The sequence below is a fragment of the Gillisella taibaishanensis genome, from assembly GCF_001938985.1.
Taxonomy (GTDB): domain Bacteria; phylum Pseudomonadota; class Alphaproteobacteria; order Rhizobiales; family Rhizobiaceae; genus Allorhizobium; species Allorhizobium taibaishanense.
Genome location: NZ_MKIN01000023.1, coordinates 319513 through 343070, shown reverse-complemented (window position 1 = coordinate 343070; position 23558 = coordinate 319513). Strand labels below are relative to the sequence as shown.

Annotated in this window: 19 protein-coding genes; 9 read left to right on the top strand and 10 right to left on the bottom strand. The window is 59.6% G+C overall.

The genetic code is table 11. The annotated features are described in order from the left end of the window. Positions 1-378: 378 nt before the first annotated feature. Positions 379-534, top strand: coding sequence for a DUF3309 family protein (locus BJF91_RS18400; RefSeq protein ID WP_015917565.1), 156 nt, complete (start codon positions 379-381; stop codon positions 532-534). A gap of 31 nt (positions 535-565) precedes the next feature. Further along, positions 566-823 (top strand): YMGG-like glycine zipper-containing protein, encoded by a 258-nt coding sequence (locus BJF91_RS18395; RefSeq protein WP_075615974.1) that lies wholly within the window; start codon positions 566-568, stop codon positions 821-823. An 81-nt stretch (positions 824-904) separates the two neighbouring features. On the opposite strand, the gene phbB is transcribed toward BJF91_RS18395, so the two are convergent. Both phbB and BJF91_RS18385 read right to left on the bottom strand, forming a co-directional pair. Beyond that, complete coding sequence (phbB, locus tag BJF91_RS18390) at positions 905-1630, bottom strand: beta-ketoacyl-ACP reductase (protein ID WP_075615973.1); 726 nt, start codon at positions 1628-1630, stop codon at positions 905-907. A 312-nt stretch (positions 1631-1942) separates the two neighbouring features. Then, positions 1943-3124: an acetyl-CoA C-acetyltransferase gene (locus BJF91_RS18385; protein ID WP_075615972.1), complete on the bottom strand. Its 1182-nt coding sequence runs from the start codon at positions 3122-3124 to the stop codon at positions 1943-1945. A 238-nt stretch (positions 3125-3362) separates the two neighbouring features. Between BJF91_RS18385 and phaR the strand changes: the two genes are divergently transcribed. Then, positions 3363-3941, top strand: coding sequence for a polyhydroxyalkanoate synthesis repressor PhaR (gene phaR / locus BJF91_RS18380; protein ID WP_075615971.1), 579 nt, complete (start codon positions 3363-3365; stop codon positions 3939-3941). Between the two features lie 197 nt (positions 3942-4138). Here the strand turns inward: phaR and rpmF are convergent, their stop codons facing one another. The 3 genes from rpmF to mtgA all read right to left on the bottom strand — a co-directional run bounded on the left by rpmF (position 4139) and on the right by mtgA (position 6064). Continuing rightward, positions 4139-4324, bottom strand: a complete 186-nt coding sequence (gene rpmF, locus BJF91_RS18375; protein WP_007604390.1) for a 50S ribosomal protein L32 — start codon at positions 4322-4324, stop codon at positions 4139-4141. Between the two features lie 221 nt (positions 4325-4545). Continuing rightward, a complete protein-coding gene (locus BJF91_RS18370) occupies positions 4546-5205 on the bottom strand; it encodes a glutathione S-transferase family protein (RefSeq protein WP_075615970.1) in 660 nt (219 codons plus the stop codon). Between the two features lie 127 nt (positions 5206-5332). After that, positions 5333-6064 carry a monofunctional biosynthetic peptidoglycan transglycosylase gene (gene mtgA, locus BJF91_RS18365; protein ID WP_075616097.1) on the bottom strand — a complete coding sequence of 244 codons (732 nt, stop codon included), beginning with the start codon at positions 6062-6064 and terminating at the stop codon, positions 5333-5335. Between the two features lie 282 nt (positions 6065-6346). Between mtgA and BJF91_RS18360 the strand changes: the two genes are divergently transcribed. Further along, the gene (locus tag BJF91_RS18360; RefSeq protein ID WP_075615969.1) at positions 6347-7243 is read left to right on the top strand and encodes a polyprenyl synthetase family protein; all 897 of its coding nucleotides are present in this window, start codon (positions 6347-6349) and stop codon (positions 7241-7243) included. Positions 7244-7353: 110 nt separating this feature from the next. Further along, positions 7354-7992 (top strand): LysE family translocator, encoded by a 639-nt coding sequence (locus BJF91_RS18355; RefSeq protein ID WP_075615968.1) that lies wholly within the window; start codon positions 7354-7356, stop codon positions 7990-7992. Between the two features lie 49 nt (positions 7993-8041). Here the strand turns inward: BJF91_RS18355 and BJF91_RS18350 are convergent, their stop codons facing one another. The 3 genes from BJF91_RS18350 to BJF91_RS18340 all read right to left on the bottom strand — a co-directional run bounded on the left by BJF91_RS18350 (position 8042) and on the right by BJF91_RS18340 (position 11450). Continuing rightward, positions 8042-8707, bottom strand: a complete 666-nt coding sequence (locus BJF91_RS18350; RefSeq protein ID WP_075615967.1) for an OmpA family protein — start codon at positions 8705-8707, stop codon at positions 8042-8044. Between the two features lie 99 nt (positions 8708-8806). Further along, complete coding sequence (gene ispG, locus BJF91_RS18345) at positions 8807-10069, bottom strand: flavodoxin-dependent (E)-4-hydroxy-3-methylbut-2-enyl-diphosphate synthase (protein WP_075615966.1); 1263 nt, start codon at positions 10067-10069, stop codon at positions 8807-8809. Positions 10070-10295: 226 nt separating this feature from the next. After that, entirely contained in the window at positions 10296-11450 is a 1155-nt protein-coding gene (locus tag BJF91_RS18340; RefSeq protein ID WP_075615965.1) for an MFS transporter, read from the bottom strand. A gap of 580 nt (positions 11451-12030) precedes the next feature. Here BJF91_RS18340 and BJF91_RS18335 point away from each other — a divergent pair. The 3 genes from BJF91_RS18335 to BJF91_RS18325 all read left to right on the top strand — a co-directional run bounded on the left by BJF91_RS18335 (position 12031) and on the right by BJF91_RS18325 (position 21897). Beyond that, the gene (locus BJF91_RS18335) at positions 12031-19599 is read left to right on the top strand and encodes a type I polyketide synthase (RefSeq protein ID WP_075615964.1); all 7569 of its coding nucleotides are present in this window, start codon (positions 12031-12033) and stop codon (positions 19597-19599) included. Positions 19600-19713: 114 nt separating this feature from the next. After that, a complete protein-coding gene (locus BJF91_RS18330) occupies positions 19714-21084 on the top strand; it encodes an aminotransferase class I/II-fold pyridoxal phosphate-dependent enzyme (RefSeq protein WP_075615963.1) in 1371 nt (456 codons plus the stop codon). Positions 21085-21096: 12 nt separating this feature from the next. Continuing rightward, a complete protein-coding gene (locus BJF91_RS18325) occupies positions 21097-21897 on the top strand; it encodes an SDR family NAD(P)-dependent oxidoreductase (RefSeq protein ID WP_075615962.1) in 801 nt (266 codons plus the stop codon). A 103-nt stretch (positions 21898-22000) separates the two neighbouring features. Here BJF91_RS18325 and BJF91_RS18320 read toward each other — a convergent pair whose 3' ends face one another. Further along, positions 22001-22594: an IMPACT family protein gene (locus BJF91_RS18320; RefSeq protein ID WP_075615961.1), complete on the bottom strand. Its 594-nt coding sequence runs from the start codon at positions 22592-22594 to the stop codon at positions 22001-22003. Positions 22595-22891: 297 nt separating this feature from the next. On the opposite strand from BJF91_RS18320, the gene BJF91_RS25055 reads away from it, so the two are divergent. Continuing rightward, entirely contained in the window at positions 22892-23056 is a 165-nt protein-coding gene (locus BJF91_RS25055) for a hypothetical protein (protein ID WP_162843886.1), read from the top strand. Between the two features lie 26 nt (positions 23057-23082). Here BJF91_RS25055 and BJF91_RS18315 read toward each other — a convergent pair whose 3' ends face one another. Continuing rightward, positions 23083-23553, bottom strand: coding sequence for an Lrp/AsnC family transcriptional regulator (locus BJF91_RS18315; protein ID WP_075615960.1), 471 nt, complete (start codon positions 23551-23553; stop codon positions 23083-23085). Positions 23554-23558 lie beyond the last annotated feature (5 nt).

Sequence of the window (23558 nt, the reverse complement as noted above, 5' to 3'; positions counted from 1 at the left end):
GGCACCTGCTTGCGGTGTCACTGCCTCCCAGGCGTCAACACATGGCGATGCCGGCCGCCAAAGGCAAGAAAAGAATCGTCCGGTCTGCGCTTTTCTGCATCAGCCAGCATAAACAACTGAAACGAGAGGTTGCGCTTTGCAGCCACATTTGAGGCGCTGGGCCAATGGGAACAGTCGAGGAACGAAAAGGCGACGAATCGCTGATACCCTTGGTTTCGGCTTTTGTTCCGCTCCAAGGGCCTACTGCCTTCGTAAGGCGGTATTACACTGCTGCAAGTTGGTGTTTCACCAGTTTAAGGCGATGGAACAAAACAAGACGCCGAACATTATAGGCTCACATCAGTCCAAGCCTTATTGAAGCAGTGAGAGGAAACCACCATGCTCGGCACTATTCTTGTTATCATCCTGATATTGCTGCTCTTGGGAGCGCTTCCTACCTGGGGCCATAGCCGTAATTGGGGTTACGGTCCGTCGGGCGGTCTTGGCCTGGTCGTTGTAATTATCATTATTTTGTTGCTGATGGGCCGTATCTGACGGCGTGATGACCAGGGAGAAGGGAACCCCCATGAAAAAGACAGTAATTGCTCTTGCGATGATCGTGCCGACTATCGCATCTTGCACCCCGACCGAACGCGGCGCCTCTATCGGTGCTGCCTCGGGTGCAGTAATTGGCGGCGTTGCCACCAATTCATGGGGCGGTGCGGCCGTCGGTGCCGTTGGCGGTGGCGTCGTTGGCGCCCTGATCGGCCAGTCGCAGGAACACCGCGGCTATTGCATCTACCGCGACCGTTATGGCCGCCGTTACGAGGCACGTTGCCGCTAAAGTTTGTAATTGCGAGACATCAAAAAAGCCGCCGGTTGCCCCGGCGGCTTTTTTTTGTCGTTCCTTATCGTGCAGATCATATCAGACGAAGAACTGACCGCCATTGGCCGAGATCGTGGAGCCTGTGATGAAGCCGGCATCGTCGGACGCGAGGAACACCACGATCCGGGCGATTTCTTCTGGCTCGCCGAGACGGCCGACCGGGATCTGCGGGATGATCCGCTCGTTCAGCACCTTCTCGGGAATGGCGCGAACCATTTCCGTCCCGATATAGCCGGGGCAAATGGCGTTGACGGTAATGTTCTTGGCAGCACCTTCCTGGGCAAGTGCTTTGGTGAAACCGAGATCGCCGGCCTTAGCCGCGGAATAGTTTGCCTGGCCCATCTGGCCCTTTTGGCCATTAATCGAGGAAATATTGATAATCCGGCCGAAGCTGCGGTCGCGCATGCCCGTCCAGATCGGATGGGTGACGTTGAACAGGCCGGTCAGGTTGGTGCCGATTACCTCGTTCCACTGCTGCGGCGTCATCTTGTGGAACATAGCGTCCCGGGTGATGCCGGCGTTGTTGACGAGAATTTCGATAGGACCGAGTTCTGCCTCGACGGTGGCGATCCCTTCCTTGCTGGCGTCGTAGGAGGATACGTCCCACTTGAACACCGGAATGCCGGTTTCTGCTTCGAAGGCCTTTGCGGCTTCGTCATTGCCGGCATAGGTGGCGGCAACCTTGTATCCGGCCGCCTTTAATGCGGTCGAAATTGCTGCGCCGATGCCACGGGTTCCCCCGGTAACCAAAGCGACCCTGCTCATTCCAGTCTCCTCTTATTGAGTGTTTTCTTGTGTTGCGCCTCTCCGTTACCCGATAGGGCAAGGAGAGGCATCCCCCCGATTCAGTGGGCTGCCGCAAATTAACGGCTTGACCGTGATTGAGTGCGGCAGGTCTTCTTGCACTGCGACAATGGAGGTTCTGTGACGGTCACGATAAACCGCTCGCTCACATCATTGCCCGCTGTTGCTTCGTGCCTGGTACCGTTCTGAACCCATCCATGAATGGTGGGCTGATGGAACTGGATGCGAAGGCACTGGCCCGGCGGTTGGCACCGGGCCGTTAGATCGTGCTGTTCACAGCCCTTCGATGCACATGGCAATGCCCATGCCACCGCCGATGCAAAGCGTGGCCAGACCCTTCTTGGCGCCGCGGCGCTTCATCTCGAACAGCAGCGTGTTGAGAATGCGGGCACCGGAAGCACCGACCGGATGACCGATAGCAATCGCACCGCCGTTGACGTTGACGATCGACGTATCCCAGCCGAGATCTTTGTTGACGGCGCAGGCTTGGGCAGCAAAGGCTTCGTTGGCTTCGACCAGATCGAGGTCTCCAACGCTCCAGCCAGCTTTTTCGAGCGCCTTGCGCGAAGCTGGGATCGGGCCTGTGCCCATGATCTTCGGATCGACGCCTGCAGTGGCCCAAGAGGCAATGCGTGCCAAGGGCTGGATGCCGCGTCTGACGGCCTCAGCCTCGGTCATCAGCAAAGCGCCGGCAGCGCCGTCATTGATCCCTGATGCATTGCCCGCGGTGACTGTGCCTTCCTTGTCGAAGGCGGGCCGCAGCTTGGTCATGCTGTCAAGCGTCGCACCAGCGCGGATATACTCGTCGGCATCGACGATCACGTCCCCCTTGCGGCCGGGAACCGTGACGGGCACGATTTCGTCTTTGAAACGGCCGGCGGTCTGAGCGGCTTCGGCTTTGTTTTGCGATGCAACGGCAAAAGCGTCCTGTTCATCGCGCGTGAGTTGCCATTGGCGGGCAACATTCTCGGCAGTCACACCCATGTGATAGCCGTAGAACGCGTCGGTGAGACCGTCCTTGATCATGGTGTCGATCATCTTCATGTCACCCATTTTGGTGCCGCCGCGCAAATGGGCGCAGTGCGGAGCAAGCGACATGGATTCCTGTCCGCCAGCAACAATAATAGATGCATCGCCGCTTGTGATCTGCTGCATGCCGAGTGCCACAGCGCGCAGACCGGAACCGCAAAGCTGGTTCATGCCCCAGGCGGTCTTTTCCTGCGGAATGCCGGCCTTCATGGCAGCCTGACGGGCGGGGTTCTGGCCCTGTCCAGCCGTCAAAATCTGCCCCAGAATAACTTCGTCGACCTCTGCGGGCTCTACGCCTGCGCGCTCCAGCACGGCCTTGATCATGGTAGCGCCCAGGTCATGCGCGGCAACGTTGGCGAACGCGCCGTTAAAGGAGCCGACTGCCGTTCGAGCCGCACTGGCAATGACGATGGAAGGCGTAGACATGGGCATCTCCTCGAAAGTGTTTTTTGCTGCTGCGAGACTGTCAAAGCTAACACGATAAGTCAAACTCTAAGCTTTTGGGGGTTTCATCCTTTGGTTGAGTTCTTTCGTCGGGAGAACGCGTCTGATTTCATCGTGATCCCGCGGCGCACAAAGAGATTGTCAGGTCCGGCGATTTGCGATTACACTTCTATTTCAGGGAAGAGCAATAATAACGACATAAGCCGGGTTAGGAGACACAATGGCCAAGACCGAGGGCGACATCATCATCAAGAAATACGCCAATCGCCGGCTCTACAACACGGGCACCAGTACCTACGTGACGCTGGAAGATCTGGCCAAGATGGTGAAGAAGGGCGAAGAGTTCGTCGTCCAGGATGCGAAATCAGGCGAAGACATTACCCATTCGGTGTTGACGCAGATCATATTCGAGCAGGAGGCGAAGACGACCAATACGTTGCTGCCTATTTCCTTCCTGCGTCAGCTGATCAGCTACTATGGCGATCAGATGCAGATGGTGGTGCCAAGCTTTCTCGAGCACTCCATGAAGGCCTTTACCGAGCAGCAGTCGCAGATGCGAGAGCAGATGACACGCGCGTTCGGCGACACGCCGCTGGCCAAGAACTTGCAGGCGCCGATCCAGCTGATGGAGGAGCAGGTGAAGCGCAATACCGAGATGTTCCATCAGGCGATGCAGATGTTTTCGCCGTTCATGACGCCGACAGCGCCTGCGCGCGATGTGAAGCGTCCAGAGACCAAAGATATCGACGATCTCAAGGAGCAGTTGCGCAATCTGCAGAGCAAGCTCGACAAGCTCTGATCCCACGCGCCAGCCTATGCGAGTCTGTCGGGTTCAGATTGAACCGGTCAGGCTCTCGCTTCTTTCGTTTTTGTTTGTCTTTTCGGAAAGACCGGATGTCACTTTTCCCGGCAAAATCCAAGACAGGTTATCCCGACACCATAAACGAAAAAAGGCCGGTAAACCGGCCTTTTTGAATCATGCAGATATAAAAGCGCTTATGCGCTTTCCTTCGGCGTCAGGACCTGGCGGCCGCGATACATGCCTGTCTTCAGGTCGATGTGGTGCGGACGGCGCAATTCGCCGGAATTCTTGTCTTCGACATAGGTCGGAGCCTTCAGACCGTCAGCAGAACGGCGCATACCGCGCTTCGACGGGCTTGTTTTTCTTTTTGGTACAGCCATTTAAATTACTCCACGTGACGGTCGAAAACCGATGAAACGGCCCACGAGAGGCCGAACAATCACTCATCCGATCTTCGAATTTGGCGGCCTTATACATGCCACCCAAGGGTTTGACCAGTCCCCGCGGGCATTTTTTTGTCATGCAGCGGTCGCAAAACGGCGGCGCAGGCCCGGTTTCAAAGGCCTGCAGCGGGTGGGAATGACTATCCCTCGTTCTGTCTTCAGGCTTCGTCCTCGGGTACGATCCAAGGCTCGGCCAGCGCGGCATCCCGCCACTTCATCCAGGCGGGGTGCGTTTGCATGCGCTCCATATAGGCAAGACTACCCTTATCCTCGGTGAGTTGGTAGGCGGAAAAACGGTTGACCACAGGCGCGTACATCGCGTCAGCGGCGCTGAATGCGCCAAATAGGAAAGGGCCGCCTGATGCGGCCAGCAACTCGCGCCAGATCGTTTCAATCCTGGCGACATCCGCCATCACGACTGCCTTCTGCTCCGGGCTGAAGGGCAAGGCTTGCTTCGGCCGCCGGAAGTTCATCGGGCAGGCATTACGCAGAGCCCTGAAGCCGGATACTATTTCAAGCGAAATCGCCCTCGCCACAGCACGATCAGCCGCCGCCTGCGGCCACAGGCCCGCCTCTGGAAACAGCTCGGCTGCATATTCGATAATGGCCAGCGATTCCCAAACCTTAACGTCGCCATGCATCAGCAACGGCACCTGCCCTGAGGGCGATATTGCCTTGATGTCGGGATTGCCTGCGGGGAAGTCGAAGCGGATCAGGATTTCCTTGAAATCGATTCCTGCAGCGGTCAGCGCAATCCATGGCCGGAAAGACCAGGACGAGTAGTTCTTGTTGGCGATGTAGAGGGTCAGATCGGTCACGGCAGCGTCTCCTATGGAATTGAAACTCCAGAGTTTCTCGTGTTTCCGGACGGAAAGCCGGTTGCCACTTTTCCTGGAACCACTTTAGCTGGCGCATCCGCCAAAAAGCCAATGCCAAATTTTGACGTCATCGATCAACGCAGCTGATATAGGGGTCTGCGCCTCGAGCACGGCGTTCGACCATGGCGGCCAAGCGGCGCAAGCCCGGACCCGGCTTGCTGGCGTTGCGATCGATGGGATTGGGCAGGGATACGGCAAGAAGAGCCGCCTGGCGGGCCGACAGTTTGGCGGCGGGGATCTTGAAGTGATGGCGGGAGGCAGCCTCCACGCCATAGATGCCCGGTCCCCATTCGGCGATGTTGAGATAGAGCTCCATCGTGCGGCGCTTCGTCCAGACCTTGTCGGCAATCAGCGCCAGGGGAATTTCCATGCCTTTGCGGATGAAGGAGCGGCTGTTCCACAAGAACAGGTTTTTCACCGTCTGCATGGTGATGGTGCTGGCGCCGCGGGTTTCCTCGCCGTCCAAGGCATCATCGATCACCGAGCGCATCTGCACCCAATCAACGCCGTCATGGCTGCAGAATTGCCCGTCTTCCGACATCATCACCGCCCGGATAAGGTTTGGCGATATCCGCTCGAGCGGCACCCATTGCCGATCATAACCGCGAAAGAGCGCAAGATCGGCCAGCATCAGCGTCGATGGGGGATGGATGAAGGGCAGGAGATAGAGCACCATCAATGCGACAGGAAGAAGCGCGAGGGCCAGCAATGCCTTGAGGATACGCAGGAAAATCAGCCGTCTGTCTCCTTCGGCCCGTCCGGTGCCTTCGGTCTCCTCGGGTTGGCTCTGTGCAGGCAGCGCCGCTTCAGGTGCGTCATCCCCAGTCAATTCCGCCACCCGCCCGTGTTCGACCTGTCGATCATGCGTTCCGGTCTCGTCGTCCGGCTGGATCGTCCTGCCGCACTCGACCTTTCCAATATTTCTAGCTGCGAATGCTGGGCAATACCAGAGCGCCGACCAAGGGTGCGGGGGGAACCCCACAGATTGTCGCTTGTGCCTTGCCTTCCAGTCTACGGCCGCCATATCTTGCGCTGCCGGGGCGGCCATGCCAAACAGCAGCCGACACATGTGAGGCAGGCTATGTTTGACGATCATCTGCGCGATACCGCCACGCGCGTCCAGGCTCTGTTGACCGACCTGCTGCAGCCGGCGGCTCAGATCGGGGAGGTCGCCCGGCCGGAACGGCTGCTGGCGGCCATGCGCCATGCCGTGCTGAATGGCGGCAAGCGGCTGAGACCCTTCCTCGTGGTTGAAAGCGCCTGGCTGTTTGGCGGTGACAAAGATGCGGCCTTGCGGGTGGGCGCTGCGCTGGAATGTCTGCACTGTTATTCGCTTGTCCATGACGACCTTCCGGCCATGGACGATGACGACCTGCGTCGTGGCCAGCCGACAGTGCATATCGCTTTTGATGAAGCGACCGCCATTTTGGCCGGCGATAGCCTGCTGACCTTTGCCTTCGAGATCATCGCCGCGCCCCAGACGCCGCTTGCCGATGGCGCCAGGACGGCGCTGGTGCTTGCCCTGGCGCGCGCCGCCGGGCTTGGCGGCATGGCCGGCGGGCAGGCGCTCGATTTAGCAGCTGAAAAGCAGGCGCCGGATGAAGCGGGCATCGTGACGCTACAGGCGATGAAGACCGGGGCGCTGCTGCGCTTTGCCTGCGAGGCCGGACCTGTCATTGCAGGGGCTGCCGAAGGCGACCGCCAAACCCTGCGCCAGTTCGGCGAGTTGATCGGTCGCGCCTTCCAGCTGGCCGACGATCTTCTCGACCTGACCGCCGATGCCGCCACCATGGGCAAGGCTACTGGCAAGGATGCCGGACGCGGCAAGGGAACGCTGGTCGGTCTAAAAGGCCAGGCCTGGGCCGAAGCCGAACTCGACCGGTTGGTCGATGCAGCGGTAGAGTTGCTCGCTCCCTACGGCGCGCGGGCCGAGACCTTGATTGGCGCCGCCCGTTTCGTTGCCAACCGCAAGAACTGATATTGCCACCGGGACACGTTTCCGGCTGCAGATCGCGGATCAATGTTTTAGAGTCCGCCTGAGAAGAACAGCCTCCGTTTTTCTCCCCACCTGAATATTGAGAGCTTCCCGTGATCGCCGATCATATCCCGCAGTTTCTTTCGGCCTATCTCGTTTATCTGGTGGCGGTGATCAGTCCAGGTCCGGCGAATATGGCGATCATCTCAACTGCGATGGCTAAAGGGCGCCGCGCGGGTCTGCTAATGGCGCTCGGCATTTTTGCTGGCTCCTTTACCTGGGCGATGGCTGCATCTTTCGGTCTTGCCGCGCTGCTGCGTCATTATGGCGAAGCCTTGATGATCCTAAAGATCGTCGGTGGGCTCTATCTCTTTTACCTGGCGATCAAGGCGGGACTGTCCGCCTGCAAAAAGCAGTCACTCCCCGGGGAGCAGCCCGGTACGGTTCTCAGGGAGCGTGCGCGGCTCACATTTTTGCGTGGCTATCTCATCCACTTGACCAATCCTAAGGCGATTTTTGCCTGGGTTGCGATTATCTCGCTTGGCCTGCCAGCCGATGCTTCGGTTGGCTCTGTCACGCTCGTCGTTGGCGGCTGCCTTTCGACCGGCTTTGTCGTGTTCTGCAGTTATGCCCTGCTGTTTTCAACGAAACGGGCGGTCAACGTCTACCAAGCCAGCAGACGTGCTGTGGATGGCGTTCTTGCGCTGATGTTTGGTGCGGCCGGAATCAAGATGCTGACATCAAGCCTGTAACGAAAAAAAGCCGCCTCGCGGCGGCTTTCTCCTGGTGTTTTGGTAGCAATCAGTTGTCCTTGAGCGGCGAAATCGAAACTTCGACGCGGCGGTTCTGAGCGCGGCCTTCGGGTGTTGCATTGGTGGCAATGGGCTGGCTCGGGCCGAAGCCCATGGCCGACATGCGCCGCGGATCGACGCCTTGCGAGCCGAGATAGTTGAGAACCGATTCGGCACGGCGCTGCGACAGATCCTGGTTATGCTGCAGGCTGCCCGTCGAATCCGTGTGGCCGTTGACGTCGACCAGGGTCCGGTTGAATTTCTTCAGCACGATCGCGACGGAATTCAGCGTCGGATAGAACGGCGGAAGCACCTGGTCTTGGTCGGTCGGGAAGGTAATATTGGACGGCATGTTCAGGATGATCCGGTCGCCCTGGCGTGTCACCGATACGCCGGTACCCTGCAACTGGGCGCGCAGTTCAGCTTCCTGATTGTCCATGTAGCTGCCGATGGCGCCGCCCGCCAGCGCGCCGATGCCGGCGCCGATCAGGGCGGCATTGCGCTTGCCGTGACCACCACCGCCGACGGCCAGACCGCCGAGGGCGCCGAGACCGGCGCCGATCATCGCGCCGCCAGCTGTATTCGACATCTTCTGCTCGCCGGTATAGGGGTCGGTGGTGGTGCAGGCACTGAGATAAGTTGCGGCCAGGGCAAGAAGGACGAATTTCTTTAGCATCGCGATAGGACTCCGTGGGTTCCGTTCTTCCTCAATATAGCAATTGCGGCAATATGAAGAAAAGAGCCCAGAGCAACAGCAGGTACGGATGACCCCAGTCTATTCCGCAGCTGTTTTTTGACCGTAGCGCTTTTCGATGTAATCGATCACCAGGGCCTCGAAATCCGCGGCGATGTCAGGACCGCGCAGCGTCAGGGCCTTTTCGCCGTCGATAAAGACGGGGGCTGCCGGATTTTCGCCGGTGCCGGGCAGGGAAATGCCGATATCGGCATGCTTGCTTTCGCCGGGACCGTTAACGATGCAGCCCATGACGGCGACGTTGAGGCCCTCGACGCCGGGGTATTTCTCGCGCCAGATCGGCATGTTCTTGCGGATATCGCTTTGGATTTTCTGCGCCAGTTCCTGGAACACGGTCGAGGTCGTGCGTCCGCAGCCCGGGCAGGCGGCAACGACAGGGATGAACTGGCGAAAGCCCATGACCTGCAAAAGTTCCTGCGCCACCTGCACTTCGCGGGTGCGGTCGCCGTTCGGCTCTGGGGTGAGCGAGACGCGGATCGTATCGCCGATCCCCTGTTGCAGCACGTAACCCATGGCCGCCGATGAGGCGACGATGCCCTTGGAGCCCATGCCGGCTTCCGTCAGACCGAGATGGAGTGCGTGGTCCGAGCGGGCGGCGAGCATGGAATAGACGGCGATCAGGTCCTGGACCTGGCTAACCTTGGCCGACAGAATGATGCGATTGCGGGCAAGGCCGATCTCCTCGGCCAGTTCGGCCGAGAGTAAGGCGGACTGACAGATCGCCTCGCGAGTGACCTGCCGGGCGGAAAGCGGGAAACCCTTGGCCTGGTTTTCATCCATCAGCCGCGTTAGCAATTCCTGGTCAAGCGAGCCCCAGTTGACTCCGATGCGCACTGGCTTGTTGTAGCGGATCGCGATTTCGACGATATCGGCGAATTGCTTGTCCTTCTTGTCCTTGAAGCCGACATTGCCCGGATTGATTCGGTATTTGGCCAGCGCCTCGGCGCAGGCCGGATGATCGGCCAGCAGCTTGTGGCCGATATAATGAAAGTCGCCGATCAGTGGCACATCAAGGCCGAGCCGCTCCAGCCGCTCGCGGATCTTCGGCACGGCGGCAGCGCTCTCGTCGCGGTCGACGGTGATGCGCACGATTTCCGAACCTGATTTATGGAGCGCTGCTACCTGGGCTACCGTCGCGTCGATATCGGCGGTGTCGGTATTGGTCATCGACTGAACGACGACAGGCGCGCCGCCGCCGACAATCACACCGCCGACGTCGACGGCGACCGATGCGCGGCGGGGTTTCGGGTCAAAATCCTCGGCTGGGTGTTCGGCTAGCGCCATAGTTGTCATCCCGATCTTGCGGATTGTTCACTTTGCTTTCAGGTGGATCAATCATGCCCGCTTGTCAACATCGTGACAGATGCGCGCCAATGGCATGGCTTCCTTGTTGGTATTTGTCTTGTCGGGAAAACCGGTTTCCACTTTTCCCTGAGAAACTCGAGTGGTCTGGTTTTGACATTTGCTACCGCTTGCGAAAACCCCAAGTGCAGATGTCAAATTCATTCCACTAGGATTGCGGCCGGTCTGCGTGACGGGCGAGGCCTGATAGCAGCAGCGCCACCAATAGCAGCAGTGGCAGGCAGCGGAAGACCAGGGCGAGCGAACTATGCTGGGCGACGAAGCCGATCAGGGACGGTGCCACGAGAATGCCGGCATAGCCCATGGAGCTGACGACCGAGAGGCCGACGCCCGAAGCCATGCCCGGCAGGTTACCGGCGGCGGAAAAGGCGATCGGCACGAGGTTGGAAATGCCGATTCCCATGACGGCAAAGCCGATGACGGCCATCCAGGGCTCGACGGCAAAGCCGGCTAGCGCCGTTCCGGCCATGGCGATCACTGCGCAGATCCGCGTGGTCGTTACCGCACCCAGCCGATCGCGCACGATATCGCCGGCAAAGCGCATGAGCGCCATGGTCAGGGAGAAGCCGGCATAGGCATAACTTGACGTGGCGACCGAGCCCATCAGTTCGTCACGCATATAAAGGGCGCCCCAGTCGAGCACGGCGCCTTCTGGCACCATGCAAAACAGCGCGACGATGCCAAGCAGCCAGGGCAGTGGCGTCATCGGCAGACGTGCTTTGCGGTGTTCGGCATCGGGATGTGGCTGGTCGCGCAGCGTGATTGGCCAGGCTGCAAGCAGCATCACGCCGGCAAGCACGGTTGCGACGAGGCTTTGCACTGTCGATCCATACGTTGCAAGCAAGGGGCCACCGATGCTGGCACCGATCAGGCCCCCCAGGCTCCAGAAGGCATGGCAGGAAGACATGATCGAGCGGCCCATCTGCCGTTCGGTTTCCACGGCATTGGCATTCATCGACACGTCCATGGCACCCATGAAACCACCGAACAGGAAGATTGCGAGGCCAGCCAAGGGGATGCTTGGAGCAAGTGTCAGAAGGAGGAGCGTTGGCAGGAAGACAACTGCGCAAGCCAGTGTAACCGTGCGCGAACCGAAACGGGCAATCTGCGCACCGGCGAGCGGCATGCAAGTGAGAGAGCCAAGGCCAAGCACCAGGATCATCAGGCCAAGCTCGGATTCACTCAGATCGAGATTGCGCGCAAAATCCGGGACTTTGGGTGCCCAGGAGCCAATGACGAAGCCATTCATCAAAAACAGAAGCGATACGGCCAGCCGTTCTCGGGTGAAAAATTCCTGCCGCATGGCTTCTCCTCCTGCTGTATCGCCAACCGATGCGGAAACTCCATTGAAACGATTTAAGTTGCAAGAGGGGTGTGAAAGTGTTGTCCGTCACGATTGATATCGGGTTGTTGGTCAAGTTTGATCTCAGTGACTGCCTCGCTTCGAGCGGCTCGTGTCCTGCTGTAAGCTAACGTCAAATAAGCCGTTTGTTCTCGGTGGTCTCAAAACCGTCACCATTCTTGTCAAGAAGCGACAAAGGGTCCAATTCATCCCACATAGCTGGTGATGTAGGGGATAACCTGCTATTTAATTGGGGGAATTCGTCATGGATCTAGTGTGGGTAGACGAATGCTCGGGCTGCAGCTGGGTGGCGGTTGAGCATACCCGTGGCTCGGCAAGGTAGACAAAGCTCGCGCATAGAGACGAAACAAGCCGTTTTACGCCATAAGTTTCAGGCGTTTTTGTTTGATAGAGCGCAGGTTTGCCGGTGTGAATCCTGATTGACGCCCTTATGTCGCTTCTCTAAGTGATGGGGCAATCATAGCTGAGGATTTCTGAAGGCCGTCAGACCTCGTTACATTGTTGAGATTCGTACGAATAGATGACAGTAGAGATTGTAGGGCGTGCCTGCGCCGCGCCGGGAGCCAGTTCTCCCGAGGAGCTTTTTGATCTTTTGCGTGCGGGCGCATGCACTGTCTCGACATTGCCCGGCGACCGCTGGGACATTGCGCGTTATTGGCATCCCGAAATCGGCACGCCCGGAAAATACTATAGTTTTGCCGCCGGTGTCATGGATGACATCTACAAATTCGACCCGGCCCTCTTCGGCATGTCACGGCGCGAAGCCGCTTTCATGGACCCGCAGCAACGCATTCTGCTGGAATTGACCTGGCGGGCGTTGGAAGACGCCAATATTCCGGCCGCCAGCCTCGCAGGTCAGAATGTCGCCGTCTATGTCGGCGCCTCAAGTTTCGACCACGCCAATCTAGCGGCGGAAGATCCGGCCGGTCCCGGCCCGCATTTCATGACCGGCAATACGCTCTCGGTCGTCTCCAACCGTATTTCGCATGTTTTCGGCCTGAATGGTCCGAGCATGACCGTCGATACGGCCTGTTCGTCCTCGCTGGTGGCGCTCGATCTCGCGGTGCGTGCTATCGCTTCGGGCGAGGTGGATACGGCGATCGTTGCCGGTATCAATGTGCTGCTGCATCCGCTGCCGTTTGTCGGCTTTGCCCAGGCGCGCATGTTGTCGGCCGATGGACTTTGCAAGGCCTATGCCAATGATGGCATCGGCTATGTCCGTTCCGAAGGCGGTGCCGTGCTGGTGCTGCGCGCAAGCGAAAAGGCCCTTCGTGAAGGCGACCGCAGCCACGCGACCATCATTGCCACGGGCACTAATGCTGCTGGCCGTACAAACGGCATTTCTTTGCCGTCGCGTGAGGCTCAGGCCGTGCTGCTGCGCGCCGTTTATGATGATAACGGGCTCGATCCCAACCGGCTCGCCTTCATCGAAGGCCACGGCACGGGCACCAAGGTGGGGGATCCAGCCGAAGTCTGGTCGCTCGGCACTGTCATCGGTCAGCGCCGCAATGACCCGATCTGGATTGGTTCGATCAAGACCAATATCGGTCATGCCGAGCCGGCCTCCGGTCTCCTGGGTGTAATGAAGGCGATGATGGCGCTGGAGCATGACCTGCTGCCGCCTTCGCTGCATTTCAACGAGCCGAACGATACTATCGATTTCGACGGGCTCAACGTGCGCGTCGCCGTAGAGCCCGTAGCGCTTTCGCGCGACGGTGCGCCGCGTCTGGCCGGGATCAATTCCTTTGGCTTTGGCGGCGCCAATGCGCATGTGGTGATTGCCGATCCGCAGCCGCAGCCGCAGCCGATCGTCAAAGCAGCGGCCGATGCCAATCACGTCTTCATGGTCAGCGCGCATAGCCAGAACAGTCTGAAAGCGCTGCTGGAAAGCTATGACACCGTCTTTGCCGCTGCCGAAAACGCCGGTGCGATCGAGGACATGGTGGCTTCTGCTGCGGCCAACCGCACCGGGCTCAAGCATCGTTTCGTGGCCAGCGGCAGCGCTGACGCTGTCGTCAAGGCGGTACGCGAGCGGCTTGAGACGGCGAAGACCGGCGGTGAGATCGGCGAAGCATTATCGCGTGCTGGCAAGCTCGCCTTCGTCTTTTCCGGCAATGGCGCGCAATGGCCTGGAATGGGGCTTGATGCCTACAAATCCAATGCCTGTTTCCGGGCGCGCTACGACGAAATCGCTTCGCTGTTCAAGGCCCATTCGCCCCTCGATCTCGTCGAAGCCCTGACCGATCCCGACCTGGAGGTCAGGCTGAAGGACACGCGGCTGGCGCAGCCCATGCTGTTTGCAATCCAGGTCGCGCTTTCCGATGCGTTGAAGGCAGCCGGATTGGTTCCCGATGCTGTTTACGGCCATTCCGTCGGTGAAGTGGCTGCCGCTTATGTGTCCGGCGCGCTGTCGCTGAAGGATGCCGTCTGCGTCATCGCCAAGCGCTCCCATCACCAGGCGGTTCTGGCCGGTGAGGGCACAATGGCGGCCCTGAAGCTCGGCGAGGCCGATGCGCGCGCCATGCTGGCCGAACTCGGCTTCGATGATCTGACCATTGCCGCGATCAACGCACCCAATTCCGTGACAGTCTCCGGCCGCGAGGACGCCATCAGGGCGCTGCGCGAGCATGCCCGCAAGCAGCGCGTTCCGGCTCAGGTTCTCGATATCGACTATCCCTTCCATCATCCGCTGATCGATAAGGCGAAGGCGGCATTTTTTGCCGATCCGCCTGTCATTACTCCCCATGATACCGTCATTCCCTTCGTCTCGACGGTTACCGGCGAAGTGCTTGACGGTCAGAACCTGACTGCGGAATACTGGTGGAAGAATGTCCGCCAGCCGGTGCAGTTCCAGGGTGCGACGGAAGCCGCCATTGCACTCGGCTGCAGTGCCTTCGTCGAAATCTCTCCGCGCGCCATTCTCGGCAGCTATGTGTCGGAAACGGCCCAGGCCCAATCGTCGCCGGCCGTCGTTGCCGCGAGCTTTAGCCGCGAAGCGCTTGATGAGACGATCGATCCAGTTGCTCGGGCGCTTGCCCGCGCCGTTGCGATCGGGGCCAGAGTCGATGAAAGCAAGGTCTTCGGCCCCCGCCGCGCTGGTGTGCTCTTACCGGGCGTGCCCTTCGAGCGCGCCGATCTGCGGCCTGATCCGACCAGTGACCGTGTCGATCTCTACGGTCGCTTCGGTCAGACGCCTTACCGGCTGAATGGCTGGCGTGTCGATCTGAACGGTGGTCACTGGAAGAACCATCTCGACTCGCATCTTTTCCCTGATCTTGCCGAACATGTGGTCGATGGCCGTGCCATCCTGCCTGGTAGCGGTTTTGTGGAAATCGCCATTTCGGCCGCGCAGGCGCTTTTCGGCTCCGATCAGCTGGAAATCGCCAATGTCGAAATCCTGCGACCGCTGGAAATCAGCGATGCCAGGATCATCGAATTGTCCACTCTGATTTCGTCGGCAACGGGTGATCTGCAGATACGCTCGCGCGAACGTTTGAGCGATGACGATTGGACGGTCAACGCGGTTGCCCGTATTCGCAAGCTGACCGCGTCCGAACAGGATGCTGCGGCTGAATTCGACCTTTCAACTCCGAGTTCGACGGTAGATTCTACGGCCGCCTACCGCACGGCGCGCAATTTCGGCCTTGATTACGGCCCTCGATTCCGGCTGCTGGACAAGGCTGTCTGCTACGGCGAGCAACTGGTCGAAGTGTTCCTGAAGCCAGCGGCGGCCCCTGGACACCCACTTCTACACTACAATCTCAACCCTATGTCGGTCGACGCTATCTTCCACGGTTTGGTGGCACTGTTCGACCGTTTCAGCGGCGAGCAGGGTGGTGCCCCATATATTCCGGTGCGGTTCGGCCGGGTTCGCACGTCAAGACTTGGCGTGCCGGTTCATCGTGCCGTGGTCGTGATCGAGCGGATCAGCGACAGTTCGATCAAGGCGCATTTCCATCTGTTCGACGCTGCAGGTGAACCAATCGCCAGCCTGAGCGACGCCCGTTTCCGTCGGACTTATCTGAAGCAGCATAAGACGCTGGATGGTCTCGCCTATCACTACGAAACGGTCGCGGTGCCGCTTGCCAAGGAGCTGAGTGCGGCGATCATCGCGCCTGTTGGTGAGGTGTTCGGGCGCCGGGACGGCGAACTCGACAATGCGACTGTTCTGATCGACGCTTGTGTGCTCAGCGCGTTCCATGCGCTTGTCGATAGGATTGCGAGTTCGGATCGTACTGTTTCTATCCAGAAAATGCCTGACGATGCGCGGTTGCGGCGCTTTCTGGTCAATGCCTTGCATCTTCTGACCGATAGCGGTTTCGCACGCTATGAGGACGGGATTTGGACGATTGACGATGGCAGCGATCTGCCGCCCGCAGAAGATTTGATCCGGGAGCTCTATCGGGATTTCCCGGAGCGCACCGTCGAACTGGTGATGATCAATGACGTGTTGGCCGCTGCCAATGCTGCCCTCGATCAACCTGGTGATGCGATCGACTGGAGCGAGATCGTCAGTGAGGCGACGCTGGAGCATTTCGCCGTGCATTCGCGGCTGGCGGTCGAGCGCCATGCATTGCTGTTGAGCGCGGTTTTAGACTGTCTCGCGACGATGGATGGCGATGCGCTGCCCCTGGTGGTCGAACTTGGGGCGGGTTCGGTGCATCTCAGCCGAAAGCTGGCGGATCTGGTACGGGGTGCCGGCGGCACACTTGTCATCTGCGAGCCGGAGGCTGGCCTGCGGCGCAATCTCGAGCTTTCCTTCGAGTCCGATCCTTGCGTCAGCGTGGTCGATGGCAGAGGCCTCGACCAGTCTGCCGCGCTGATGAAGACGGCGGCAGACCTGATCGTCAGCGCCCATGCTGACCTTCGCCAGCTTCTTGATGCGGATATGATGGCGCGGCTGAGCCATGGCACGCTTGCCAAGGCGCGCCGCCTGCTTGCAGTGCAATCGGCGCCGGGCCTGTTCCACGATTTCGCCTTCGGCCTTTCTGACGATTGGTTCGAACGCACCGTGTCCGAAGAATTGCCTTTGGGGCGGCTTGCAGATGTCGATGACTGGGCAAAGACCTTGCAGCAGGCGGGCTTCGCTCTCGTCGATGCCCATAAGCTGCAAGCAGAAGGTGGCAGCCTTGTCGCGATCGAAGCGCAGGGCAGGTCTTCTGTTGGCGAAATTGGTGTTGATGGTCTGCAGGATGCGGCGGCTGTAGTTGAGGCGCCTGCGAAACGGCCTGTCATCGTCGTGCATGAAAAGACTGCGGATCTGGCCCGGCTTTCAGCTGCGGCCCGTGCGCTTGGTGGCTCACAGGTTTCGACCCTGTGCCTGTCAGGCATTTTGGAGAAAGATCGGGCATTGCTTGCGGCTGCGCTCGGCGGAGGTACTGCACCGCCCGCCGGAATGGTTTGGCTGATGCCGGATCCGGGTGCTGGCAGCGACGGGTCGCTGCTGTTGCAGGAGCGGGTTGCTGCCTTGAGTGCTCTTGCCATGGCGGCGAGTGCGCCGGATGCCCTGGCTCAGCAGCCGGAAAAGCGGCTTGCCGTGACGCTGGTGCTTCCAGGTGGTGCGCCGGTTACCGAAATCGCCTTCGGTTCGGAGGGTGGTCGCTCCGGCCGTAGCCGCTCTGATGCGGTCAACGCTGGTCTTTGGGCCTTTGCTCGCGTGCTGCGCAACGAATTCGAGGTGCTTGATATCAGGGTCGTCGATACTGGTCCGGCCAGCAATACGCTGGAAATCATGCTGGATTGGGGCATGCGGCTGCTGGCTGGCAAAAGTGACAACCGTGAATGGTTGGTAGAGCCGGAAACGGGCCGCATGGCCGAGTTGCGTGCTGTGCCGGGTGCGGCACCGCTGATGGCTCAGCGCACGTCCGACTTTGAGTCTGCTGTCATTCGCCAGCAGGTGCCATCGCAGGTAGCGAGCATCCGGTGGGAAAGTTGCCCAGTGCCATCGATCGGACCGACAGAAGTGCTGGTCAAGACGGCGGCGACCGGCTTGAATTTCCGTGACGTCATGTGGGCCATGGGCCTTCTGCCGGAAGAGGCGCTGGAAGACGGTTTTGCCGGCGCTTCGATCGGCATGGAATTTTCGGGCGAAGTGATCGCTGTCGGTGACAAGGTCGATGATCTCGCGGTTGGCGACAAGGTTATGGCGATTGCTGCTGCCGCCTTCGGCACTCACGTGAAGGTGGAGCGGGCCGGCCTGGCGAAGTTGCCTGATGGTGTCGATACGGTTTCGGCGGCCAGCATTCCGGTCGTATTCCTGACGGCCTATTATGCGATCCATGAGCTTGGCCGGGTGCGCCCGGGCGAAACCATTCTGATCCAAGGTGCCGCCGGTGGCGTCGGCCTCGCCGCCTTGCAGGTGGCCCGGCATTTTGGCGCAACGATCATCGCCACAGCCGGCACACCGGAAAAGCGGCGTTTCCTTGAAACGCTAGGCGCCGACCATGTCTTCGATAGCCGTTCGCTCGGCTTCGTCAGCGATGTGATGGGGGTTACCGGTGGCGAAGGCGTCGATCTCGTTTTGAATTCGCTGTTCGGCGAGGCGATGGAAAAGTCGCTGTCGCTGGTCAAGCCCTTCGGCCGGTTCCTGGAACTCGGCAAGCGTGACTATTATACCGACAGCAAGATCGGGCTACGGCCCTTCCGGCGCAATGTCAGTTATTTCGGTATCGATGCCGACCAGTTGCTGGTGCTGCATCCGGAGCTTTCGCGGCGCATGCTGACGGAAATCGGCACATTGTTCGAAGAGGGCGTGTTCACACCGCTTCCCTTCCGCGCTTTTGAGCATGACGAAATCGGCGACGCCTTCCGGCTGATGCAGAATGCCGGTCATGTCGGCAAGATCATCGTGTTGCCGCCTGTGGCGGGCCGCGATCGTGTGGTGGTACGGCCCTCCAAGCGGATGGTCGTCGATCCCGACGGCCTGCATCTGGTGGTCGGCGGTATTGGCGGCTTCGGTCTTGCTGCGGCCGAGTGGTTGGTTGAGCAGGGTGCCCGTCAGATCGCGCTCTCCACCCGACGTGGTGTCGTCGACGCCGAGACGCAGTCGGCAATCGACCGGTGGTCAACGCAGGGCGTCACTGCACATGTCTGCGCCTGCGATGTGACGGATGAGACCGCGCTTGATGGCATGCTGGCACAGTTGCGCAACATCGCTCCGCTGAAGACCATCGTCCACGCGGCCATGGTGCTCGACGATGCCTTCATTTCCAATCTGACGCCCGAGCGCAACCGACCGGTCATTGAGGTCAAAGCCAAGGGTGCAGCGCTCCTGGACCGCTTGACGCGCAAGGACGCACTCGACCACTTCATTCTGTTTTCTTCGGTCACTACCTATGTCGGTAACCCGGGGCAGGGCAATTACGTGGCAGCAAACGGCTTCCTCGAAGGCTTGGCGCGCGCTCGGCGGGCCGAACGTCTTCCGGGCCTTGCGGTCGGGTTCGGAGCGATTGCCGACGCTGGCTATCTCGCGCGCAACGCCCAGGTCAACGAGCGGCTGGGGCGCCGGATCGGCAAGACGGCGCTCGACGCGCGCGATGCCCTGGCGTCTGTCGGTCGTTACGTCGCCGTTGATACCGGCAGCGTGGATGCGGCCGTGGTGACGATCTCCGAATTTGATTGGGCCGCCGCTCATTCGCTTGCCGTGATCAACGAACCGCTGTTTTCGCTGATCATGCGTCGCAATAGCCAGCATGCTGGCAGCGGCGAGGGTGGCGAGATTGACCTGGTAGCGCTGGTCGACGGCAAGGCGCCAGCTGCAGCCCAGGAAGCGCTGTTTGCCGTGCTTGCCGGCGAGATTGCCGATACGCTTCGTGTACCGAAGGAAAGCGTTTCTGCCGGTAGCGTGCTCAAGGATATCGGGCTGGACAGCCTCATGGCCGTCGAACTGGGCATGAATTTCGAGCAGAATACCGGCTTCGATATTCCGCTGAGCAGCCTTGCCGACAATGCCACTGTCGGTGATCTGACGCGGCGCCTGTATGAAAAGGTCAATCAGCGCGCGCGCGCCGGCGGGCTAGACGAAGCGCCAGCGGAAGACAACAAGATCATGGACGATCTGCATCGCCGTCATAGCGGTCAAGGACAGTAAAACGCATCGCTTTTTGCCTTCCATTGCCGTTTTGCCTAGGTTTGGGTTGAAAAATACCGCTCCATTCTGCATAGGTGATGGACGATCACTAAAATTTGCTAGGGTTTGCTGCGTATGAACGAGAATAAGCGTCAGGACCTGCTGGCTCGCATGCGCGGCGTGCAAAAGGATGTGGATCGCAGTCGGGCGAGCCGCAGCCAGCAGAGTGTGACGCGCAGCCAGGCAGGTTTTGCCGATCTGCCCGAGTACAAGCAAGTCATGATGCAGAAGCTCGTCAGCGAGCAGCTCGACATGGACAACCCCTTCTATCGCGCCCATGAAGGCTCCTCAGGAGCCATTGCCGATATCGACGGCCGCTCGCTCGACAATTTCGCCTCCTACGATTATCTCGGTTTGAATAGTGATCCACGCGTTCGCTCGGCGGCCTTGAGGGCGATCGAGCAGTTTGGAATTTCTGCGTCCGCTAGTCGGCTGGTCGCTGGCGAGCGGACAATTCATGCCGAGCTCGAAGAGGCTTTCGCCCGCAATTATCAAACCGATGCCGCCATCTGTTTCGTCAGCGGCTATCTCACCAATGTCACCACCATCGGCAGCCTGATGGGCCCTAAGGATCTGGTGATCCATGACGAGTTCATCCACAACAGTGCTCTGACCGGCATCAAGCTGTCCGGTGCCAACAGGCGCTTCTTCAAGCACAATGACGTGGCGGATCTGGAACGGATCCTTACGAGCCTTTCTCCGCTGCATGAGCGGATCCTGGTGGTCTCCGAGGGCATCTTTTCGATGGATGGCGACGTGGCAGACCTGCCCGGCCTGATCGCGCTGAAGAAGAAGTATAATTTCTGGCTGATGATGGACGAGGCCCATTCGCTTGGCGTACTCGGCGGGCGCGGCCGCGGCATTTTCGAACATTTCGACATCGATCCTGCTGAAGTCGATATCTGGATGGGAACGCTCTCCAAGACGACCTGCAGCTGCGGCGGCTATGTTGCCGGCAACGAGGCGCTGATCACCTTGCTGAAGGCGCAGGCTGGAGGCTTCGTCTACAGTGTTGGTCTCGCCCCGGCCTTGGCAGCGTCTGCCATCGCTAGCCTCTCAGTTCTCGAGGAAGAGCCGGAGCGGGTTGAAGCGCTGCGCCGCAACAGCCAGCTGTTTCTCGATCACGCCAAGGTAAAGGGCCTGGATACCGGCCTTAGCGAAGGCTTCTCCGTCGTGCCTGTGATTGTCGCGGATTCGCTCAGGGCCGTGCAGCTGTCGAACGAGCTGTTCGAGGCTGGCATCAATGCCTTGCCGATCATCTATCCGGCGGTGCCGGAGGGCTTGGCGCGGCTGCGTTTCTTCATCACCAGCGCCCATCAGCCGGAGCAGATCATCCGCAGCGTCGAAAAGACCGCTGAAATTCTCGATCGCCTGAAGGCGGAGAATTTCGGAATGGGCTCCATGGATGTCCAGAAGGTCATGCTACAGCTCGCGCAGCAGCGCTGAAGGCCCAATTCCATGACCAGCCGCAATGCGCCACGCCATGTGATCATCACCGGCGGATCGAGCGGCATCGGCCTGGCTCTGGCCAAGGCCTATCTTGCCAAGGGTTCTAAGCTGACCCTGATCGCCCGTTCGCCTGAGCGGCTTGAAGCTGCGCGCGGTCAACTGCGGTTCCACGCCAAAGAGGCCGACATCGGCCTGCAGAGCGCTGATGTCACCGATTTTGCCGGAATTTCCGCAGCCATCGCAGAGGCGCAGCAGCGGTTTGGCCCCTGCGACTTGCTGATTACCTGCGCCGGTGTCGTGCATCCGGCGACGCTGGAGGCCATTGATATCGCCGATGCGCGCCGCCAGCTCGACATCAATGTCATGGGCACCATTCACGCGGCTAAGGCGCTGTGGGCGGCTATGGCAAGCGCAGGCGGCACCATGCTGTTTCTCTCGTCTGGGGCCGCCTTCATCGGTCTGCATGGCTATGGTCCATACTGCGCCTCAAAGGCTGCGCTGGTGGGCCTTGCCGATTCGCTTCGGATGGAAGCGGTTGGGACGAAGCTGAAGGTCGCGATCTGCTTTCCGCCCGATACCGATACGCCGCAATTGGCCGGAGAACTTCCTCTGCGCTCGCCGCAGGCGCAGCGGGTGATGGGCACCGTCAAGCCCTGGAGTGCCGACGCTGTGGCGGCCAGGATCGTCAGCCAATTGCAAAAGGGTCGCAGCGAGATCTATTTCGGCATGACGCTGCTGCTTCTCGCCCGCTTCGGCTCGCTGGTGCGGCCGCTTCTCTATTGGTGGTACAGTCGCGGTGGGCGCAAATAGAGTTTGTCAGGGAAAAGCGGACCCCGGTTTTCCCGAAAAGACAAACGAAAACAAAGAAGCTTAGAGTCTGTCTGGTTCAATCTGAACCTGACAGACTCTAAGCTTAAGGTTCGTCCTCGCTGCTCACGATGGTCCTGCCAGCCGTGATATCCTTGACCATCGTGATGACCACCTCCAGGCTTCCGTCTGGAATGGCAAGAGTGATCTCGGCGCCGGTCCCGGTAAAGGCTTCGCTGCGAATCAGCAGATTGTCGATTGCGGCGAGCCTGGCCTTGACCAAGGCGAGATCGCTAAACCCGACATGCATGCTCCGCTCGGTTCGCAGGATAATCTCTGACTTCGGTGCGTCTCGCAGGCACTGTGCCGCCGTGCCGCCATAGGCGCGCATCAGCCCGCCGCTGCCCAGCAGGATGCCGCCGAACCACCGGGTGACGATGACCAGAACCCCATCCAGCGCCTGCCCGTCTATCGCCTGCAATATCGGCTTGCCAGCAGTGCCCGACGGTTCTCCGTCATCATGAAAGCGATAGGCCTGACCAAGCCGCCAGGCCCAGCAATTGTGATTGGCGCCCGCATCTGCGTGGGCATCGAGAAGGGACCGGATCTCGCCCTCATCCGTCACGGCAAAAGCCTGTGCGCGAAACCGGCTCTTCTTGATCTCCTGCTCGTAGCTGTGTAGGCCGGTAAGGGTAAACATCGGTTTTTACGCCCTGATTTGTTTTTCCATGGCGGGTTGGGCCTTGCTGCCACGCCCTTACCAAAGACGAGGAGACGATCCAGTTCCGCGCAAGCGAGTGCCTCTAGGCTTTTCAATAGTGTTACGGCAAGTCCTCGTCATGATGACGATGTTACCCGGCACAAGCGCTCTTCGGGCCGATCGGTGATTCGCTGCGAAGATGCGTCGACATAACACGACGGAGCCTTTTCGCGCCTTTGCGGCGCAATGGGACGGCTCGCGGTCACCGGGATGATCCCGGAATACAGGATAAGGCCTATGTCTGACGACTTCGAACCGGATGCGAGCATCGAAAATTCCAACTTGGCAGCCCTGGTTCTGAGCCAGGAAATCGATACGCTGACCGATGTGCTCGTCAACGCGCTCTACGAAGTCTATCGCATTCTCGACGACGAACATCAGCGTCCCGACACGGTTCACTGATCGCCGCTGACAGGCGTAATGGGAGACTATCGCCCATATTCCTTGACCGCCTGCATGACCACGAATGTCGATGTGCTCGCCACATGCGGCAGGCTGGAAATCTTCTCGCCAAGAACCTGACGGTAGCGTCTGATATCGCTGGTGCGCACCTTCAGCAGATAGTCGAAGGCGCCGGCGATCATGTGGCATTCCTCCACCTCGCGGATCTTGCGCACGGCGGTGTTGAACTCGCTGAGAGCAGTTTCGCGCGTATCGGACAATTTGACCTCGGCAAAGGCAATATGGTCGAGACCGAATTTGCGCGCGTCGAGTACGGCGCGAAAGCCGAGGATATAGCCCTCGTCCATCAACCGTTTCAGTCTCACCTGGCATGGGGTTTTCGACAGGCCCACGTGCTGCGACAATTCCGTTATCGACATGCGCCCGTCCTGTGACAGGGCTTCGACGATCTTCAAATCGAATGTGTCGAGTTCACTGCTGATGTCCGCTTTCACCATTAATT

Coding starts and splice junctions, on each gene's coding strand:
- BJF91_RS18400 (WP_015917565.1), top strand. CDS start 379: ATGCTCGGCACTATTCTTGTTATCATCCTGATATTGCTGCTCTTGGGA.
- BJF91_RS18395 (WP_075615974.1), top strand. CDS start 566: ATGAAAAAGACAGTAATTGCTCTTGCGATGATCGTGCCGACTATCGCA.
- BJF91_RS25055 (WP_162843886.1), top strand. CDS start 22,892: ATGTCTGACGACTTCGAACCGGATGCGAGCATCGAAAATTCCAACTTG.
- ispG (WP_075615966.1), bottom strand. CDS start 10,069: ATGGCGCTAGCCGAACACCCAGCCGAGGATTTTGACCCGAAACCCCGC.
- BJF91_RS18320 (WP_075615961.1), bottom strand. CDS start 22,594: ATGTTTACCCTTACCGGCCTACACAGCTACGAGCAGGAGATCAAGAAG.
- BJF91_RS18325 (WP_075615962.1), top strand. CDS start 21,097: ATGACCAGCCGCAATGCGCCACGCCATGTGATCATCACCGGCGGATCG.
- phbB (WP_075615973.1), bottom strand. CDS start 1,630: ATGAGCAGGGTCGCTTTGGTTACCGGGGGAACCCGTGGCATCGGCGCA.
- BJF91_RS18315 (WP_075615960.1), bottom strand. CDS start 23,553: ATGGTGAAAGCGGACATCAGCAGTGAACTCGACACATTCGATTTGAAG.
- BJF91_RS18385 (WP_075615972.1), bottom strand. CDS start 3,124: ATGTCTACGCCTTCCATCGTCATTGCCAGTGCGGCTCGAACGGCAGTC.
- phaR (WP_075615971.1), top strand. CDS start 3,363: ATGGCCAAGACCGAGGGCGACATCATCATCAAGAAATACGCCAATCGC.
- BJF91_RS18360 (WP_075615969.1), top strand. CDS start 6,347: ATGTTTGACGATCATCTGCGCGATACCGCCACGCGCGTCCAGGCTCTG.
- BJF91_RS18340 (WP_075615965.1), bottom strand. CDS start 11,450: ATGCGGCAGGAATTTTTCACCCGAGAACGGCTGGCCGTATCGCTTCTG.
- rpmF (WP_007604390.1), bottom strand. CDS start 4,324: ATGGCTGTACCAAAAAGAAAAACAAGCCCGTCGAAGCGCGGTATGCGC.
- BJF91_RS18330 (WP_075615963.1), top strand. CDS start 19,714: ATGAACGAGAATAAGCGTCAGGACCTGCTGGCTCGCATGCGCGGCGTG.
- BJF91_RS18350 (WP_075615967.1), bottom strand. CDS start 8,707: ATGCTAAAGAAATTCGTCCTTCTTGCCCTGGCCGCAACTTATCTCAGT.
- BJF91_RS18335 (WP_075615964.1), top strand. CDS start 12,031: ATGACAGTAGAGATTGTAGGGCGTGCCTGCGCCGCGCCGGGAGCCAGT.